Raw genomic sequence first — 16,175 nt, 5'->3', positions numbered from 1 at the left:
GCCTCCTGGCCCAGGATCCGCACGGGCGCGTCCTCGGTGACCCGCGCAACGCCGGGGGCGGAGCGCAGCTCGGCCAGGTCCGCGGGGTCCACGGTCGCCACGACGGCGGACAGCAGCCCGGTGACCGACTCGGCGTCGCCCAAGTCGACGCCCTCGCGTACGGCCCAGGACGTGACGTCCTCCTGCGCGTCCTCGACCGTCACCACGGCCGCGCGGTAGTCGGCAGCGAACGCACTACGTGCTGTGACCTGCCGGGCGCGAGCCGCTGCTACTTCCTCGGTGCCGACGATGTCGGCGGCGCTAGGAGCGTCGAGCTCGATGATGACCCGTACAGGATCGGCTTCCGGAGCTGCGATGGCGGCACCGGGAGAGAGGATCACTGAGGCCGAGACGAGGGCGCCCATCACGAGAGCGCCCCAGTGGCGGCCGGCGAACGAAGGTTGCATGGGGGCTGTCTAGTCTTTGCCGACCCGTGAGAGCAATGAGCACGATGACCGCATTCGGCCACTGGCCGATACCGGCCGCAAGTATTTACACGGCCGACATGAAGCGAGTGATGTGCCGTGATGCCGAACGTCCGGATCGCCCTGAGCGAATGCGGGCAGTGGCCCAGGTGCTGCCTCTCGAGCGAGTCCAGCACCCAGACCGGCCTTGGTACAGGGCAGCGTCCTCGCCCGCGGACCCGCATTCGATGCAGTACACCGACCGTCAACTGGTCCTCAACTTCCCCCGCATAGCTTGCAGGAGTGGCGGTCCGCTCGGTCAGACGACGGCCGTCGCAGTGTCAGGACCCTTGGTCCTCCTGACCGGGGCCTGCGTTCCGCGAAAGGTAAGGAAGAGCGATGACAACCATGAAGGCGGCGGTAGTTCCAGCGGCAAACGCCCCCTGGTCACTCGAAGACGTGCCACAGCCCGAAGCAGGCCCGCACCAGGTACTCGTGAAGATCCATGCCTGTGGCCTGTGCTACACCGACGCGCTCCTGGCGCAGAACGTCCTCTCGTTCCGGCCGTTCCCCCTGGTCCTGGGACACGAGGGCGTGGGCGAGGTCGTCGCGGTCGGTGACGGCGTCACCACCCGCAAGGTGGGCGACCGGGTGGGGCTGCCCATCACGCAGAAGCCCTGCGGTCGGTGCGACTTCTGTCGTGAACGGCACCCGTACAGCTTCGTCACCGCGAACAACTGCGTCGCGCCCATCCTCACCGGAGTGAACGTCGACGGCGGGCAGGCCGAGTACATCGCTGCGGACGCCAACGGCACCGTCCTGCTCCCCGACGGCCTTCCGTACGAGCTCGCCGCACCGACGGTGTGTGCCGGCTACACCGTGTGGGCCGCCCTGCGGCGGGCCAACGCGAAGCCGGGCGCGCGCATCGCGGTCGTGGGCGTGGGCGGCGTCGGCCACCTCGGGGTCCAGTTCGCCAAGGCCGCCGGGTACCACGTGATCGCGGTGACCCACTCCCCTGACAAGCACGACCTGGCCAAGCAGCTGGGCGCGGACGACGTGGTGTCCAACGGTGACGAGCTGCGCGAGGTCGGTGGCGCCGATGTGCTCCTGCACACCGCGCCCACCCACGCCCCGGCGATCGACGCGCTCAAGGGGCTCCGGCCCTGGGCGAAGATCATCTTGATGGGCATCTCGGCGAACGACTCGTTCTCGTTCCCCGCCCTGTCTCTGACGGGGCACAGCTTCGAGATCATCGGCTCCGCGCACAACGGCCCGGAGTACCTGGCGGAGGCCCTGGAGATCGTCGCCAGGGGTGACGTCAAGCCCATGATCGAGGTCTTCCCCAAGGAACGGGTCGACGAGGCGTACCAGCGGATGATCAACGGACAGCTGCGGTTCAAGGCTGTCGTGACCTACTGATCCGGCCCGACAGCGGCGGCAACGCACCTACGGGGCGGCACCGAAGGCGGTCGTGGCGGCGGACATGCTCTCGCTGCCACGACCGCCTTCGCTGCCCACCCGAGGCCGACCGCGCCGACGAAGAGCCCAGTCCGGGCGTCCCCGTCCGCGCGGCGCCCCAACAGCGACACGAACCTGGGAGGAACACCATGAGCCTTGAGTCCGATCTCTTGACCAGGGTGCCCGGCGGCCTGTTGATCGCAGGTCAGTGGGTACCGTCCTCGTCCGGCACGACATTCGCCGTCGACGATCCGTCGACGGGTCAGCCGATCAAGACCGTCGCCGATGCCACGCCTGCCGACGGTGTCCGCGCGCTGGACGCCGCCGCACGAGCCCAGGACCGCTGGGCTGCTACCCCGCCGCGTGACCGGGGCGAGATCCTGCGCCGGGCCTTCGACCTGGTGCAGGAACGCAAGGACGAGTTCGCGCTGCTGATGGCCCTCGAGATGGGCAAGCCGCTCGCCGACTCCTACGCCGAGGTCGCCTACGGGGGCGAGTTCCTGCGCTGGTTCAGCGAGGAAGCGGTCCGCATCACCGGACGGTACGGCCGCAGCCCAGAGGGCACAGGATCGATGGTCGTGTCCCAGCGTCCGGTCGGCCCCTGCTTCCTGATCACGCCGTGGAACTTCCCGCTGGCGATGGCGACCCGCAAGATCGGCCCGGCCCTCGCGGCGGGGTGCACCGCCGTCGTCAAACCGGCTGGTGCGACACCGCTGACGACGATGTACTTGGCTGCGGTGCTGCAGGAAGCGGGCCTGCCGGACGGTGTCCTCAACGTAGTGCCCACATCCCGCTCAGGCGCCCTGTCCGAGGCGGTGTTCGCGGACCCGCGGTTGCGCAAGGTGAGCTTCACCGGGTCGACGGAGGTGGGCCGGACGCTGCTGCGGCAGGCCGCGGACGGGGTCCTGCGCACGTCGATGGAACTGGGCGGCAACGCACCGTTCGTGGTGTTCGAGGACGCGGACCTGGACCGAGCGGTCGAAGGTGCGATGCTGGCGAAGTTCCGCAACACCGGGCAGGCCTGCACGGCGGCCAACAGATTCATCGTGCACGGCTCGGTCGCAGCCGAGTTCGCCGACCGCGTGGCCCAGCGAGTCCGCGCGATGAAGATCGGTCGCGGTACCGAGGACGGTGTGACGATCGGCCCCCTCATCGACCAGGACGCCGTGGCGAAGGCGGACTCGCTGGTCCGGGACGCAGTGAGCAAGGGCGCCGCCGTGCTGGTCGGTGGCCGAGCCATCGACCGGCCGGGCACCTTCTACGAACCCACGGTGGTCTCGGCGGTGCCCGGGGATGCCGACATCCTGCACGAGGAGATCTTCGGTCCCGTGGTCTCGATCGTCGAGTTCGACACCGAGGACGAGGCCGTACGTCTGGCCAACGGCACCGAGTACGGCCTGGTCTCGTACGTGTTCACGACCGACCTCGCCCGGGGTCAGAGGATGATGGACCGGCTGGACACCGGGATGATGGGCCTGAACGTGGGCGTCGTCTCGAACGCAGCGGCGCCGTTCGGAGGCGTGAAGCACTCAGGGCTGGGTCGCGAGGGTGGGAGCGAGGGCATCCACGAGTACCTGTCCACGAAGTACACCCTCGTCCCTGATGAGTGACGTGCGCCGAGGCCCCGCAGGCATCCTGCCTTGCGGGGTCTCGGCGTGCTCCGCCCGACGTTCCGGATCCCGGTTTCCTCATCCCTGCCCGTCACTCTCCTCGGCGCGGAACGGGGACCTGTCCGATGTGAGGGCGGCGATCAGCGACGCGGCGTCGTGCGGGGCGGTGTGGCGGCGACCGTTGACGAAGAGGGTCGGCACCGCGGTGATGTCCATGGCTTCAGCGTCCAGCATGTCGTCACGCACCCTGGCTGCGACGGAGGCCGAGGTGAGGTCTCTCTCGAACCGTTCGAGGTCGAGACCGAGCTGCTCGGCACGACGCAGGATGTCCGCCGGCTGCTGATGGTCCTGATCGATGAACAGAGAGCGTTCGAACTCGAAGAACTTGCCCTGCATCGCCGCGGCCTCGGACGCCTCCGCCGCCGCGACCGCGTTCGGGTGGTAGTGCAGCAACGGCGCGTGCCGCCAGACATAGCGCAGGCGTCCACCGAGCTCCTGGACGACCTCCTGGATGGTGCCGGCCGTCTTGAGGCAGAACCCGCACTGGAAGTCGCCGTACTCCACCAGCGTCAAGGGCGCGTCGACCGGTCCGTAGATGTGGTCACGGGCGGGATCGACCGGGCGCTGCAGGACCTGCCCGATCTCCATCTCGCGTGGGGAGTGTTCGGTCGCCCGGAAGATCAGCGCCGCGATCCCGAAGGCCAGGACCGAGGCGAGCAGGACCCCGACGCGCGCCTGGTTCTGGACCGACGGATCGGGGATCGCCAGGTCGACGATGAACAGCGACAACGTGAACCCGACGCCGCACAGCGCGGCGCCGCCGGCGACCCGACCGGTGGTGAGACCTGCCCCGAGCTCACCCAGCTTCAAGACCCGCACGAGCGTCGTCGACCCGAACACACCCAGGAACTTGCCCGCGACCAGCGCGACCACTACTCCCCAGGTCACCGGCGAGGTCGCAGCCTCGACGAGGACGTCCCGGGAGATCTGTACACCGGCGTTGGCGACGGCGAAGACCGGCAGGATCACGAAGGAGACGTAGGGCGCGTACGCGGACTGCAAGCGCTCGTTGATCGAGATCGACTCCCGCAGGCTGTTGGCAGCCGCGCGCGCATACTGGGTGGTGGGCGACTGCCGGAACGTGCGCGCCAAGGCCAGTGCGTGCTCGACATCGCGCCGGCTCGGACGGTAGACCGGCACCAGCAGCGCCACCGCCACCCCTGCGAGGGTGGGATGCACCCCGGATGCCAGGAACGCGAACCAGACGATGATCGCGAGCGTGGCGTAGATCGGGCCGCGCCCCGTGGGCACGTAGCGGGTGAACCAGATCCCCGTGAGTCCCACCGCGGCGACCAGGAGCGGCTGCGGGTTGAAGTCCTCCGTATAGACCAGGGCGATGATGCTCAGCGCCCCGATGTCGTCGACCACGGCGAGCGCCAGCAGGAAGATCCGCAGGCGGCCGGCGGCCTTCGGCCCTACCAGGGCCAGACCACCGACGAGGAAGGCGGTATCGGTGGAGATGACGACGCCCCAGGCGCCTTCCCAGCCGGACCCTCGGGCGATCAGCACGTACAGCAGGCTCGGCACCAGCAGGCCGCAGAGTGCGGCCACGACCGGTACCACGCCTCTCGACCAGCTGGTCAGCTCGCCGATCGAGAACTCACGGCGCACCTCGAGGCCCACCGTGAAGAAGAACACCGCCATGAGGGCGTCGTTGACGAGGGCGTGCAGGGTGAAGTCGAGGTTCAGGTCGGCGACGCCGATCGTCAGGCGGGTGTCCCAGAACGTCTCGTACGTCTCGTGGGATGCGTTCGCCCAGACGATGGCCAGCAGCGTGCCCGCCACCAGCAGCAGTGCGCCCGTCCGGCTGGGGCCCATCGACCGGATCCAGGCGGCGATGGAGGGACCCCGTTGGCGTTCCGGGTCGGCACGCTCGGGGTCGGGCGACGTGTCGATGACGACGGGCAGAGACATCGTGGCTCCATGCGGCTGTAGCGAGGTGGTCAGGTCGAGGTGCTCAGGTCGAGATGGCCGGCCTGCGTGGTGAGGAAGTCACGGATGAGAGGGGCTGCGTCGTCCAGGGCGCTCTCGAGCAGGAAGTGGCCGCCGTCCAGGAGGTGGACCTGGGCGTGGGGCAGGTCGGTGGTGAAGGCGCGTGCACCGTCGGGGCCGAAGACCGGGTCGCCGCGTCCCCAGACTGCCAGCAGGGGCACCTGGCTCTCCCGGAACCAGCGGTGGACCTCGGGATAGAGCGCCGGGTTGGTGGCGTAGTCCCGGAACAGCGCGATCTGCACGAGGTCGTTCCCCGGCCGGGACAGCAGTGCATGGTCGTGCATCCAGGTGACGGGGTCCACCAGGGACTCGTCAACCACGCCGGCGAGGTACTGCCAGCGCGTGAGGTCCAGGGTCAGGGCCTGCCGGACACCGGCCTCGGTCTCGGGTGTCTCCTTCTCCCAGAAGGCGCGCACCGTCGAGAAGAACTGTGGCTGGAAGCCTTCCTCGTAGGCGTTGCCGCTCTGGCTGACCACTGCGGTGACCGCTGACCGGTCCCGGAGTGCCAAGCGCCATCCGATCGGCGCACCGTAGTCCTGGACGTAGATGGCGTACCGGCTGATACCGAGCTGGTCGAGCAGGCCGGCCGTCACATCGGTGAGGCTGTCGAAGGTGTAGGTGAACCGGTCGGCCGGCGGTGCGTCGGACAGGCCGAAGCCCAGCAGGTCGGGCGCCACGACGTGGAACTGGTCGGCCAGCCGCGGGATCAGGTCACGGAACATGAACGAGCTGGCGGGGAACCCGTGCAGCAGCACGACCACCGGGGCGTCCGGAGGTCCCGCCTCGCGGTAGAACAGCCGGTGGCCGTCGACGGTGGCGTACCGGTGGTGCGTCCTGGCGGCGGGGTTGTGCGCAGCCGAGCTCATGACCGGAAGAACGCCAGCAGGTCGGCGTTGATCGTGTCGGCCTGAGTGGTCGGCATACCGTGCGGGTAGCCGGGGTAGGACAGCAGCGTGCCGTCGTGGAGGAGCTGTGCGGTCCGGGGCGCGGTGGCGGCGTAGGGAACGATCTGGTCGTCCAGCCCGTGCATGACCAGGACCGGCACCGTGATCTTGGCCAGGTCCGCGGTGTAGTCCTCGTGCGCGAAGGCGTTGACGCAGTCGTACTGGGCGTTGGCGGCCCCCATCATCGCCTGGCGCCACCAGTTGTCCACGACGGCGTCGACACGTTCCGCACCGGGACGGTCGAACCCGTAGAACGGCCCGGCAGGCAGGTCCCGGAAGAACGTTGTCCTGCTGGCCGCGAGCTGGGCCTGCAGCCCGTCGAACGCCGACCGAGGCAGACCGTCCGGGTTGGCCTCCGACTGCACGGTCGAGGGGGTGACGGCGCTGATCAGCACGGCCTTCTCCACGCGGCCCTGCCCGTGGCGGCCGAGGTATCGCGTCACCTCGCCGCCACCGGCCGAGTGTCCGACGTGGATGGCGTCGCGGACGTCGAGGTGCTCAGCGAGCGCGGCCAGGTCGTCGGCGTAGTGGTCCATGTCGTGCCCGCCCGAGGGCTGTGCCGACCGCCCGTGACCACGCCGGTCGTGGGCGATCACCCGGTACCCGTGGTCCCGGAAGAACAGCATCTGACTGTCCCAGTCGTCCGCCGACAGCGGCCAGCCGTGGCTGAAGATGACCGGTTGGCCTGATCCCCAGTCCCTGTAGAAGATCTCGGTGCCGTCCGAGGTCGTGAACGTGCTCATCGTCGTGCCCTCCGTCGATCCGCTGGGTGTCCACCCAGCGTTCCGGGCAGCGGTTGACGGCTGGTGGACCGTTGATGGACGCGCCCGGCAAGGCCGGGCGTCCTGCCGTGGTCCATCAGGTGCCCCAGGAGAGTCCGAAGGCCGTGGGCGCGTCCCAGCCGGTGCCCACGGCGTACAGCGCGGCGAACCGCTCGGGGTGCAGGGCCACGGTCGCGAAGGTGCGGGCGGCGGCCAGCTCCTCGGCGTCGTCGGGGTCGGGAACCTGCCCGAGGCCGTCGAAGGCGCTGTCCGTGAACCCGATCATCGACGCAGCCGTCTCGGCGTCACCCTCGGCCGCGGCGAGGGTGGCCGCCGCGACGCCCAGGTACGGCACGAACGTGTGGTCCCCCACTCGGAAGACCCGCTCCTGGACGGTGCGCAGCAGGTCACGGGCCCGGCCCAGGTTTCCGAGGTGCAGCTCGCTGAGCGCCAGGTTGTAGGTCTCGGAACTCACCTGCTCTGGCCGCCCCAGGTCCCGGTTCAGCTCGATGCTCGCCAGGTAACGCTCGCGCGCCAGGGCATGGTCTCCCTTCATGCGGGCGACAGCGGCCAGCACGTGCCGGGGCCGCTCCTCCAGTCGCCGGTCGGCCGCTCGCACCGCGACCTCGAGAGCCTGCCCGGCAAGCCGTTCAGCCTCCCCGAGCTCACCCTGGCGCAGCGCGAGCCGCGCCAGGGCATAGAGTCCCTCGACCTCGTCCCCCGGCTCCCCCGCGGCTCTGGCGCGCCGCACACCGGCTTCCGCAAGACGGCGCACCTCGGCGGTCTCACCCCGGCGGAAGGTGGCGCGGACCTGGTCCTGGAAGCTCATCGCGGCTAGAGCCCCCGCCGGGTGAGCCAGTCCAGCGTGGCGTCCGCCAGGGTGCGCCAGCCCGCGTCGAAGACCCCGCTGTGCCCGCGGTCGGGGTACTCGAGCAGTTCGGTATCCGCACCCGAGGCGGAATAGAGCTTGTACGCCGCCCGGACCACGACGGCGGGCACGGTGTGGTCCCTGCCTGCGGCCATCAGCAGCAAGGGCCCTCGGTCACTGCGCCGTGTGTCGACCGTCGTGGCCGCACGGGGCGTGAAGTTGGCCGACGACGCCTCGAACAGCGGCCGGCCCGGCCCAGGGATCGCGATGCGCCGGTGGAGCTCGTCCGACTCCGCACGCGACAGGGCATTGCCGAAACCGTACGCGAACTGGTCGGCAGTGAGGGCGACCGTCCTGTGCCTGTTGCGCGGGTTGGACAGCACCGGGAAGCTCGACCGGAGCAGGCTCAGCGGCACGACCCGCACACCCTTGACCGGCGCGGGTGAGATCGCGACGGCAGCCGCGGCATGACCACGTTCGAGAAGCTTCTGTGCCACCAGCCCGCCGAAGGAGTGTCCGACCACGATGGGCGGCGCCTCCAGGCCGGCGATCGTCTCGGCGTAGGCCTCGGTGATGCGGTCCACGCCCACGTCGATCATCCCGGACGGGTCGGACCGTGTGGCCTCGGGTGTGTCCGCGTCGCCCGGCCAGCCCGGCGCGAGCGTCTCATAGCCTTCTTTGGCGAAGTGGTCTTGCCATGGCGTCCAGGACGTGGAGTGGATCCACAGACCGTGGATGAACACGACGCGCCGTCTCATCACTGACCTCATCCGTGCAGAAGGGGCTTTCCGACGCTCGTCAACCTAGGCACATGTTGTTGACCAGCGGTGGAACACGAGTGGAGCGTCCATCACGCAGCCGTCGAGTCCCATCGCGCAAGGAGGTCGTCGGCCCGCTGGACGAACAGGTACGCCTCCTGCGCGAGGGCGACGTCTCGGGCCCTGAGCACGGCCGCTCGCACCTTCCCAGCGGGCTTCCCCTCGGCCCGTAGCAGTCGCGCGCGCAGGAGCAGGAGCAGACCTTCCGCGTAACGCTGGCCATAGTCATGCAGGTAGTGGTCGGCGCGGTCCAGAGCCTCCGCGGCGCCGCGGACGTCGCCTGCGGCGAGCAGCATCTCGGCCAGCAACCCGTACCAGGTGGAGACGCACGAACGCACCGGGTTGCACAACCTCGTCTCGATGATCCGTTCGGCTTCCTCGGCAGCGCCGGCCGCTGCAGCGGGTTCTGTCGCGGCGACCGCTCGCGCCCAGCAGCGGGCCAGCCGCTGGTAGGTGCCCAGGAACGCGTAGGAGTAGTCGGGATCGGCAGTGATGCCCCGCTCGGCCGCGTCGAGGGCCATGACCGGGTCCCCGATGAGCACGGCGATCCTCGCCGACATGGTGGCCCACACGGTGACCGTGTAGGGGTCCGGGCCGGCGGTCTCCAACCGGTCCAGGAGTGCCAGCCCTTGCTCACGGTTGCCGTGCAGGACCGTCGTCTCGGCATGCAGGCCTGTCATGAGCAGCTGCAGGTCGTACTGGACGGGGTTCTCCTCGCGGCCGACCCAGTCGGCCCGGAGGGTCTCCTCGGACCGGCTCAGGTACCGGAACGCCTCTCCGATGTTGCCGATGTCCCACTGGTGGATGCCCCATGCCTGCAGGCCGTAGGTGCGCACGATCGGGTAGTCGGACGACTCGCCGAGCATGAGCAGCTGCCTCGCGAGGGGACCCGTCTGGTCCAGGTGGATGCCCTGGGCGAAGGAAGCCCAGCGGGAGTAGAGGATGCCTGCGGCTTCCACCTCGCGCCCCAGCGTGCGGGCCAGGTGTTCGGCCCGTTCCAGCAGTCCCCGCTCTGCGCCGGCGTACATCGAACGCATCCCGATGACAGCCGTGAGCTCCGTGAGCGCGGCAAGCTCTGCCTCGGTCAGCCCAGCACTGCGGGACACCTGTGCGGCGAGCCGCAGCTGCTGCTCCGCAGCCTCCAGGGCCGATCGCGCGGCCGCCCTGCGCCCGGACCGCACCAGGGCGTCGGCCGTGCGGCCCGGCTCCGCCAACGGTCCGGCCGCCCACAGGTGGTGCGCCACCCGTTCGGGCACGACCTCGCCGTCCGCCGCCATGTGCTCCAGCGCGTCGGCGACCCGCAGGTGGAGGCGGGTGGCGTGCCGAGGTGAGATCGCCTCGGAGATCGACTCCCGCACGAGGTCGTGCACGAAGCGCACCGAGCAGGGGTCGCTCGGGGTGGGTGTCAGCAGGCTCAGCGCCTCGGCGGGCTCGAGCCTCGTCATACAGGTGCCCAGGTCGAGGTCGGCGACGCGGGCCAGGAGGTTGAGGTCCACGTCTCGGCCGATCAGCGCTGCGGTCTCGAGCAGCACGGTGGCGTCGGCGTCCAGGTCGGTCAGCCGGTCGCGAACCACGTCGCGGACCGATGTGGGTACCCCTTCGCGCCACCGCGGCTTGCCGACGGGCTGGTCGTCTCCGAGCAGCCGCGCGACCTCCCGGACGAAGAACGGGTTGCCGGCGGTACGCGTGTGCAGAGTGCGGACTGCCTGGGGGTCCAGAGGCCTTCCGATCTCGCGGCGCACCAGCTCAGCGACGTCGTCCACGCCCAGTGGGCCGAGGCGGAGCCTGCGGTGCGCCGACGACCGGCTCGCTGTCGCGAGGGCCCGCGCCAGGTGCGGGTCGTGCACGGGCGCGTGGTCGCGGACGGCCGCGAGGATCGCGCTGCTGGACGGCATGCGGGTGGCAAGATGGGCGAAGAGGTGCAGCGAGGCGGTGTCGGCCCACTGCAGGTCGTCGAGGACGACGATGACGGGGCGCCGCGCCGACACCTGAGAGAACAACGCCACGACGTTCTCGAACAACCGGAACTGGCCGCTGCCGCCGGGCAGGAGCCGGCCCGCGGGGGCGGCATCGTGGGGTTCCAGGAGCTCACCGAGCGCGCCGGTGAGCCAGGGCCGCTGCTCCGCCTCGGGCAGGTCCTCCAGGATCGCGCGGACGGTCTGCAGCCACGGCCACATGGAGGGAGCACCCTCTCTGTCGGCGGACCGGCCCCACGCCACCAGGCAGCCCTTCGCGCCCGCCTCCCCTGCGACCTGCTCCAGGAGCCGGGTCTTGCCGACGCCCGGCTCTCCCTCGAGGACGACCAGGCCTGTCGCGCCACCGGCGACGCGGCTCACGGTGTCCCGCAAGGCCGTGAGCTCGACCGCGCGGCCTACCGGTTCGACGTCGACAGGTCGCAGCGGTGGCACGAGCTCGGCACGAGCCGGCGGAGCATGATCCGGCGACGTCGGATGTCCGGCCGGGAGATCCTGCCGCAGCACCTGCTGATGAGCCAGCTCCAGCAGAGGGCCCGGATCGATACCGAGCTCCTCGACCAGACGGGTCCGCACGGACTGGTAGACGGACAGTGCCTCGGCCTGCTGGCCGGCGGCCCCGAGAATGGTGATCAGGCTGGCATGGACGGGTTCGTGCAGCGGACCCATGGACGCCGCCAGCCGGAGGGGAGCAAGCACCCGCTCAGGCTGGCCGACGGCCACCGCGAGGTCGGCTGCGGCGGTGCACGCCCCGAAGAACTCGTTGTTCAACCCCGCGAACACGGGCACGGCGTCAGGCCGCAGGGCCAGCCCGTCGCCCGCGGAGCCGTGCCACAGCCTCAGTGCGCGTTCGAAGGCGTCCAGCGCGTCCTCGGGCCGGCCGTCGCCCGAGTCGCTCTGAGCCGAGGCCACCAGATCCCTGAAGGTCGCGAGGTCAAGCGTCCCAGATCCCGCCGTGCACAGGTAGCTGCCTCCCCGCCGCACGAGGTAGGAGCTCTGCCCTCGGCTGGGCAGTGTCGGCTCGAGCAGCCGCCGCAGTACGCCGACGTACTTGTGGATGACGTTGAGCGCGCTGTCCGGTGCCGCGTCCCCCCAGATGAGGTCGACCAGCTCCGACTTGCTGACCGGCAGCCCTGGGTGCGCCGCCAGCAGGGCCAGGAGGTAGGCCTGCTGCCGTGGACCGGTGTCCAGCTCGGTCTGGCCCCGCCACAGCCGCAGCGGTCCGAGGATCTGGATGCGCAGTGCGCCACCACGTACGGCCGGGGCGGCCGGGGGGCGGTCGATCTCAGAGGCCATTGTGCTTCATCCAGGACAGGGCCACGTCGGCCACCTCGCTCCACCCGTGGTCGACGGTGAGAGTGTGCCCCCGGTCGGAAAGCTCGATCAGGTCGGTGACCACGCGTGGGTTGCGGGAGCACAGCTCGTGCACGGTGCGGGCCTGTGCCGGCGGGACCGCGCGGTCCATGCCGCCGGTGATCAGCAGCAGGGGCCCTCGATCGACGTCCACGTCGATCGCGGTCGGCGAGCCGGCCCTCAGGTTCGCCGCGTCCTCGAGCAGGATGCGGCCCGGTGCGGGCACGGTCCAGCGCTCGTACAGATCGGCGCACTCCTCCGCGGGCAGGGTGTTGCCCAGGCCGGTGGCGAACTCATGTGGGGTCAACGTGACCGAGCCCCGGAAGCTGACCCGACCGCACGGTGCCACCGGGGCCGCCACGGACCGGGACGAGGGCAGCAGGGCCTCGCCGTGGACGGGTGCCGAGCTGATCGCGACGGCGGCGTCGGCCCCGCCGCGGGCCAGCAGCCGTTGGACGACCAGGCCACCGGACGAGTGGCCGACCGCCACGACGGGCCTGCTTGTGCCGGCCACCAGATGCCCGTAGTGCCGCACGACGTCATCGAGACCGAACCCGGCTGCACGGTCGGGGTTGGCGCGCGCCTCGGCCACGGTCGGCGAGTCGCCGGGCCAGCCCGGCGCCTGCGCCGTGTGCCCGGACGCCGTGAAGTGTTCCAACCATGCGGTCCAGGACGTGGCGTGCAGCCACAACCCGTGGACGAAGACCACAGTACTCATCCGTTCCTCCGCGGTCGCCGTGCTCCTGAGCAACAGTCTCGGCCGGGAGACGGCGGCAGGGCTTCTGTCAGATGACTACACCTGGCTCGTCGACAGCACGTGGGCCGGTCAGTCTTGCTCAGGGCCTGCCGAAGACCGGTCGACGACGTCCCGCAGCTGGTTGCGACTGGTCACGCCGAGCAACGGGAACACCCGGTACAGGTGCATACCCACCGTCCGCGGTGACAGGTACAGCCGCTCGGCGATCTCCCGGTTCGTGAGCCCCTCGGCGGCCAGCAGCACGATCTGGCGCTGCTGCGGGGTGAGCACGGAGAGCTGCCCCGTACCGCTGGAGGCGGAATCCCTCGGTGTCGACCAGCCGCCCGAAGCAAGATCGGCCCGGACGCCCGCCGCGCGCAGCTCAGCCCCGGCGCGGCGGGCGAAAGGTGCCGCACCGAGGCGCTCGAACGTGTTGTGGGCATCCACGAGGTGCGGGCGCGCCTCCGTCACCCGGCGCTGCCGTCGCAGCCAGGCGCCGAGGTCGAGCTGAACACGAGCACGTTCGAACGGCCACGTCGTGCTCCGCGAGTCTGCGAGTGCCCGGGCGAAGTGAGTCTCGCCCTGGGCCTGGTCGGTGTGCTCGTCTCCCGCGGTGGCGACCAGTGCCGCGGCATGCGCCACCAGCATCTGCAGCCGGGCGGATCCGTGCCCGGCCACCTGCTCAAAGGTTGCCGCCGCCTCCTGTGCCGCGACGTGGCGGCCTGTGCGCAGGCTTGCGGTCACCAGGTCGACCATGCCGTACAGCGAAAGGTGCGGGTGCAGCGGCTGGCCGGTGTCGTCCAGGATCAGGCGGAGCACGTCGTGGGCCCGTTCGTGGTCGCCGCCGGCCAGGGCCGCCAGGCCCAGCGCGCGGCGGGTGAGCACGGCGACGGCGCGGCTGGTGTCCAGGTCGAGGCCGGACAACGACGTCGCTACCAGCGTGTGCGCCTGGTCTGCATCGCCGCGCATGGCGGCGATGATCGCGAGGTCGGCTTCGGCGGTCCGGCGGATCATCTCCATCCCGGTCCCTTCAGCCACCCGGAGGGCGTCGCCGTACGCCGCGGCGGCGGCATCCCAGGCACCGCTGTCGCGCAGCACGGTGCCGAGAGTGTTCGAGACCAGGGCGTTGACGCCCCCCAGCGCGGTGTCCTCCTGCCGGTCCAGGAACGTGCGCAGTGCTGTGACGGCGTACTGCGTCTGGTCGATGGCCCACGCGGCGCCGCCGAGCTGGTTCAGCGTGACCTGGTCCAGGCCGGTGGGGTGCCCCTTGGCGGTCAGGACCGCCTCGATCTGCTTCACGGAACCGACGGGGTCGAGCGAGGCCGTCAGCCATGCCGCTTGCGGTAGGTCGGACAGGTCCGGCGCGTTCTCTCCTCCGGCGGCGGTGACGAAGGCCGGGGGCGCGGTTGCCGCGGGCTTCAGGAGGGGCGAGTCGTCCGTGGAGGCAACCGCATCGGGCGGGGGGCGCGAGAACCGCCGGACCACGACGTCGAGTGCTCTCGTCAGCTGCTCGCGGTGTGCGACGGCTCCGGAATAGAAGGCCGCCACGGCGGCAGGCGACAGGGCCGACCAGGCGAGACGGCTATTGCCGGTACCGGCCGCACGGACCGCCACTGCGGTCAGCATGGCGACGGCCTCCCCGTGCCGGTCAGTGCGCGCCAGGGCCCAACCGGATGCCAGCGCGGCTTCGAGGGCGTCGTCCGGGTCGTCGGTGAGCTCACCGGCCCGGACGCCCAGCCGTCGTACCCACGGACCGTCGCCGGCGAAGATGGCTGCTCGCATCGCCAGCAGGTAGCGCCGGGCAGCGGCACGCTGCTGGGTCGACAGCTCGGCGGCCCGTTCCAGCATCTCTGCCGCGGCTGCCCAGCCCGAGTGCACACGCGCTACCTCCGCGCCGTCTTCGAGCGCGGTGGCCACGTCGTCGTTCGGTCCGAGCGAGGCGGCGGCCAGATGCCAGGCCTGCCGGTCTGCGCGTCCCGCGAGCGCGTCGGCAAGTCTTCGGTGGGCGCGTCGGCGGTCGCTGTACCGCGCTGCGCCGTAGAGGCCCTTCGGGACCTCGGGACTGGACCAGACCAGCGGCTGAGCTTCGGTGCCACCCAGGTGGACGAGCCCTGCATCCTCTGCCGGCTCCAGGTCCGCGAGCGCGTCGTCCGGCAGCGATCCGAGGAACAACGGGAGGTCTTCCGGTGCCGCTGCCGCCGCGGCAAGCAGCAGGTCCCGGGTCGCCCGGGGCAGGGCGGCGATACTTGCATACGGATCAGACGACGCCACGAGTCAATCTCAACGCCGTGGAACAAGGTCCGCCATCCCACAGGGGGTGGTTTCACCCTGGCACGTGCGGCAGTCTGTTGCCGTAGAGCGATCCATCGACCGTCCACGCCCCGTCAACAGGGTGTCCAGTGCAGCGCCATAGCGTCGCGTCCATGAAGATCCTGATCGTACTGACCTCGCACGGTGAGCTGGGCGACACGGGACGCAAGACCGGGTTCTGGCTCGAGGAGCTCGCGACGCCCTACTACCACTTCCGCGATGTGGGATGGGACATCACCCTCGCCTCGCCACAGGGCGGACGTCCGCCCTTGGACCCCAAGAGCAACGAGCCGCAGTTCCAGACCGAACGAACGCGGCGGTTCGAGGCCGACGTGGATGCGGAAGCCTTGCTCGGCGCGACGGCCCGGCTGGACTCGGTCTCCGTCGACGACTTCGACGCGGTGTTCTACCCGGGTGGGCACGGCCCGCTGTGGGATCTGGCCGAGGACCCGGCCTCGATCGCGCTGATCGAACGGATGGTGCGGGCCGGCCGGCCTCTCGCGCTGGTGTGCCATGCGCCTGGTGCGCTGCGCCACGCCACCACCCCGGATGGTGAGCCGCTCGTGGCAGGCCGACAGGTCACCGGATTTACCGACAGCGAGGAAGACGCGATGGGCCTGACCGAGGTTGTGCCGTTCCTCGTGGAGGACGACCTCGTCGCGCGCGGGGCCGTGTTCTCCAGGGTGCGCAACTTCGAGCCCCACGTCGTGGTCGACGGGATGCTCGTCACCGGGCAGAACCCGGCGTCGTCGGGTCCCGCTGCCATGGAGCTGATCTCGATGGTCCGGAACACCGGGGCGTGACGCGATGGTCACGTCCCCCAGCCGTTCTCGAACCGTCCCGCCCCCA

12 protein-coding genes are annotated in these 16,175 nt (G+C 70.5%); 3 read left to right on the top strand and 9 right to left on the bottom strand.

What is annotated here, in order from left to right; translation table 11 throughout:
- A partial coding sequence (locus ACIG47_RS05725; protein ID WP_397429986.1) for a hypothetical protein occupies positions 1-446 on the bottom strand: 446 nt, incomplete at its 3' end.
- Positions 447-902: 456 nt separating this feature from the next.
- Here ACIG47_RS05725 and ACIG47_RS05720 point away from each other — a divergent pair.
- Positions 903-1,862 carry an alcohol dehydrogenase catalytic domain-containing protein gene (locus ACIG47_RS05720; RefSeq protein ID WP_397409937.1) on the top strand — a complete coding sequence of 320 codons (960 nt, stop codon included), beginning with the start codon at positions 903-905 and terminating at the stop codon, positions 1,860-1,862.
- A gap of 188 nt (positions 1,863-2,050) precedes the next feature.
- Positions 2,051-3,511, top strand: coding sequence for an NAD-dependent succinate-semialdehyde dehydrogenase (locus ACIG47_RS05715; protein WP_397429985.1), 1,461 nt, complete (start codon positions 2,051-2,053; stop codon positions 3,509-3,511).
- A 78-nt stretch (positions 3,512-3,589) separates the two neighbouring features.
- Here ACIG47_RS05715 and nhaA read toward each other — a convergent pair whose 3' ends face one another.
- The 8 genes from nhaA to ACIG47_RS05675 form a co-directional block, all read right to left on the bottom strand.
- On the bottom strand, positions 3,590-5,485 hold the full coding sequence (nhaA, locus tag ACIG47_RS05710; protein ID WP_397429984.1) for a Na+/H+ antiporter NhaA: 1,896 nt from the start codon (positions 5,483-5,485) through the stop codon (positions 3,590-3,592).
- Between the two features lie 29 nt (positions 5,486-5,514).
- Positions 5,515-6,429, bottom strand: coding sequence for an alpha/beta fold hydrolase (locus tag ACIG47_RS05705; RefSeq protein ID WP_397409931.1), 915 nt, complete (start codon positions 6,427-6,429; stop codon positions 5,515-5,517).
- Positions 6,426-7,250, bottom strand: a complete 825-nt coding sequence (locus ACIG47_RS05700; protein WP_397429983.1) for an alpha/beta fold hydrolase — start codon at positions 7,248-7,250, stop codon at positions 6,426-6,428. Before ACIG47_RS05700 ends, ACIG47_RS05705 begins: the two co-directional genes overlap by 4 nt.
- A gap of 115 nt (positions 7,251-7,365) precedes the next feature.
- Entirely contained in the window at positions 7,366-8,097 is a 732-nt protein-coding gene (locus ACIG47_RS05695) for a tetratricopeptide repeat protein (RefSeq protein WP_397429982.1), read from the bottom strand.
- 5 nt (positions 8,098-8,102) lie between these two features.
- Positions 8,103-8,894 carry an alpha/beta hydrolase gene (locus ACIG47_RS05690; RefSeq protein ID WP_397409925.1) on the bottom strand — a complete coding sequence of 264 codons (792 nt, stop codon included), beginning with the start codon at positions 8,892-8,894 and terminating at the stop codon, positions 8,103-8,105.
- A 92-nt stretch (positions 8,895-8,986) separates the two neighbouring features.
- Positions 8,987-12,223, bottom strand: a complete 3,237-nt coding sequence (locus ACIG47_RS05685; RefSeq protein WP_397429981.1) for an ATP-binding protein — start codon at positions 12,221-12,223, stop codon at positions 8,987-8,989.
- Complete coding sequence (locus ACIG47_RS05680; protein ID WP_397429980.1) at positions 12,213-12,998, bottom strand: alpha/beta hydrolase; 786 nt, start codon at positions 12,996-12,998, stop codon at positions 12,213-12,215. The genes ACIG47_RS05685 and ACIG47_RS05680 overlap by 11 nt, the downstream gene beginning before the upstream one ends.
- A 108-nt stretch (positions 12,999-13,106) precedes the next feature.
- Positions 13,107-15,287: a LuxR C-terminal-related transcriptional regulator gene (locus ACIG47_RS05675; protein WP_397429979.1), complete on the bottom strand. Its 2,181-nt coding sequence runs from the start codon at positions 15,285-15,287 to the stop codon at positions 13,107-13,109.
- Positions 15,288-15,439: 152 nt separating this feature from the next.
- Here ACIG47_RS05675 and ACIG47_RS05670 point away from each other — a divergent pair, with 152 nt between their 5' ends.
- Entirely contained in the window at positions 15,440-16,129 is a 690-nt protein-coding gene (locus ACIG47_RS05670) for a type 1 glutamine amidotransferase domain-containing protein (protein WP_397429978.1), read from the top strand.
- Positions 16,130-16,175 lie beyond the last annotated feature (46 nt).

The organism is Promicromonospora sp. NPDC052451 (assembly GCF_044547525.1).
Taxonomy (GTDB): Bacteria; Actinomycetota; Actinomycetes; order Actinomycetales; family Cellulomonadaceae; genus Promicromonospora.
The sequence above is the reverse complement of the archived record's forward strand: the minus strand, read 5'-3'. Positions and strand labels throughout refer to the sequence as shown.

What these genes read in the sequence shown, in the direction of transcription:
- ACIG47_RS05680 (WP_397429980.1), bottom strand. Translation starts at nt 12,998, where the DNA reads ATGAGTACTGTGGTCTTCGTCCACGGGTTGTGGCTGCACGCCACGTCC.
- ACIG47_RS05700 (WP_397429983.1), bottom strand. Translation starts at nt 7,250, where the DNA reads ATGAGCACGTTCACGACCTCGGACGGCACCGAGATCTTCTACAGGGAC.
- ACIG47_RS05715 (WP_397429985.1), top strand. Translation starts at nt 2,051, where the DNA reads ATGAGCCTTGAGTCCGATCTCTTGACCAGGGTGCCCGGCGGCCTGTTG.
- ACIG47_RS05690 (WP_397409925.1), bottom strand. Translation starts at nt 8,894, where the DNA reads ATGAGACGGCGCGTCGTGTTCATCCACGGTCTGTGGATCCACTCCACG.
- ACIG47_RS05670 (WP_397429978.1), top strand. Translation starts at nt 15,440, where the DNA reads ATGAAGATCCTGATCGTACTGACCTCGCACGGTGAGCTGGGCGACACG.
- nhaA (WP_397429984.1), bottom strand. Translation starts at nt 5,485, where the DNA reads ATGTCTCTGCCCGTCGTCATCGACACGTCGCCCGACCCCGAGCGTGCC.
- ACIG47_RS05705 (WP_397409931.1), bottom strand. Translation starts at nt 6,429, where the DNA reads ATGAGCTCGGCTGCGCACAACCCCGCCGCCAGGACGCACCACCGGTAC.
- ACIG47_RS05695 (WP_397429982.1), bottom strand. Translation starts at nt 8,097, where the DNA reads ATGAGCTTCCAGGACCAGGTCCGCGCCACCTTCCGCCGGGGTGAGACC.
- ACIG47_RS05685 (WP_397429981.1), bottom strand. Translation starts at nt 12,223, where the DNA reads ATGGCCTCTGAGATCGACCGCCCCCCGGCCGCCCCGGCCGTACGTGGT.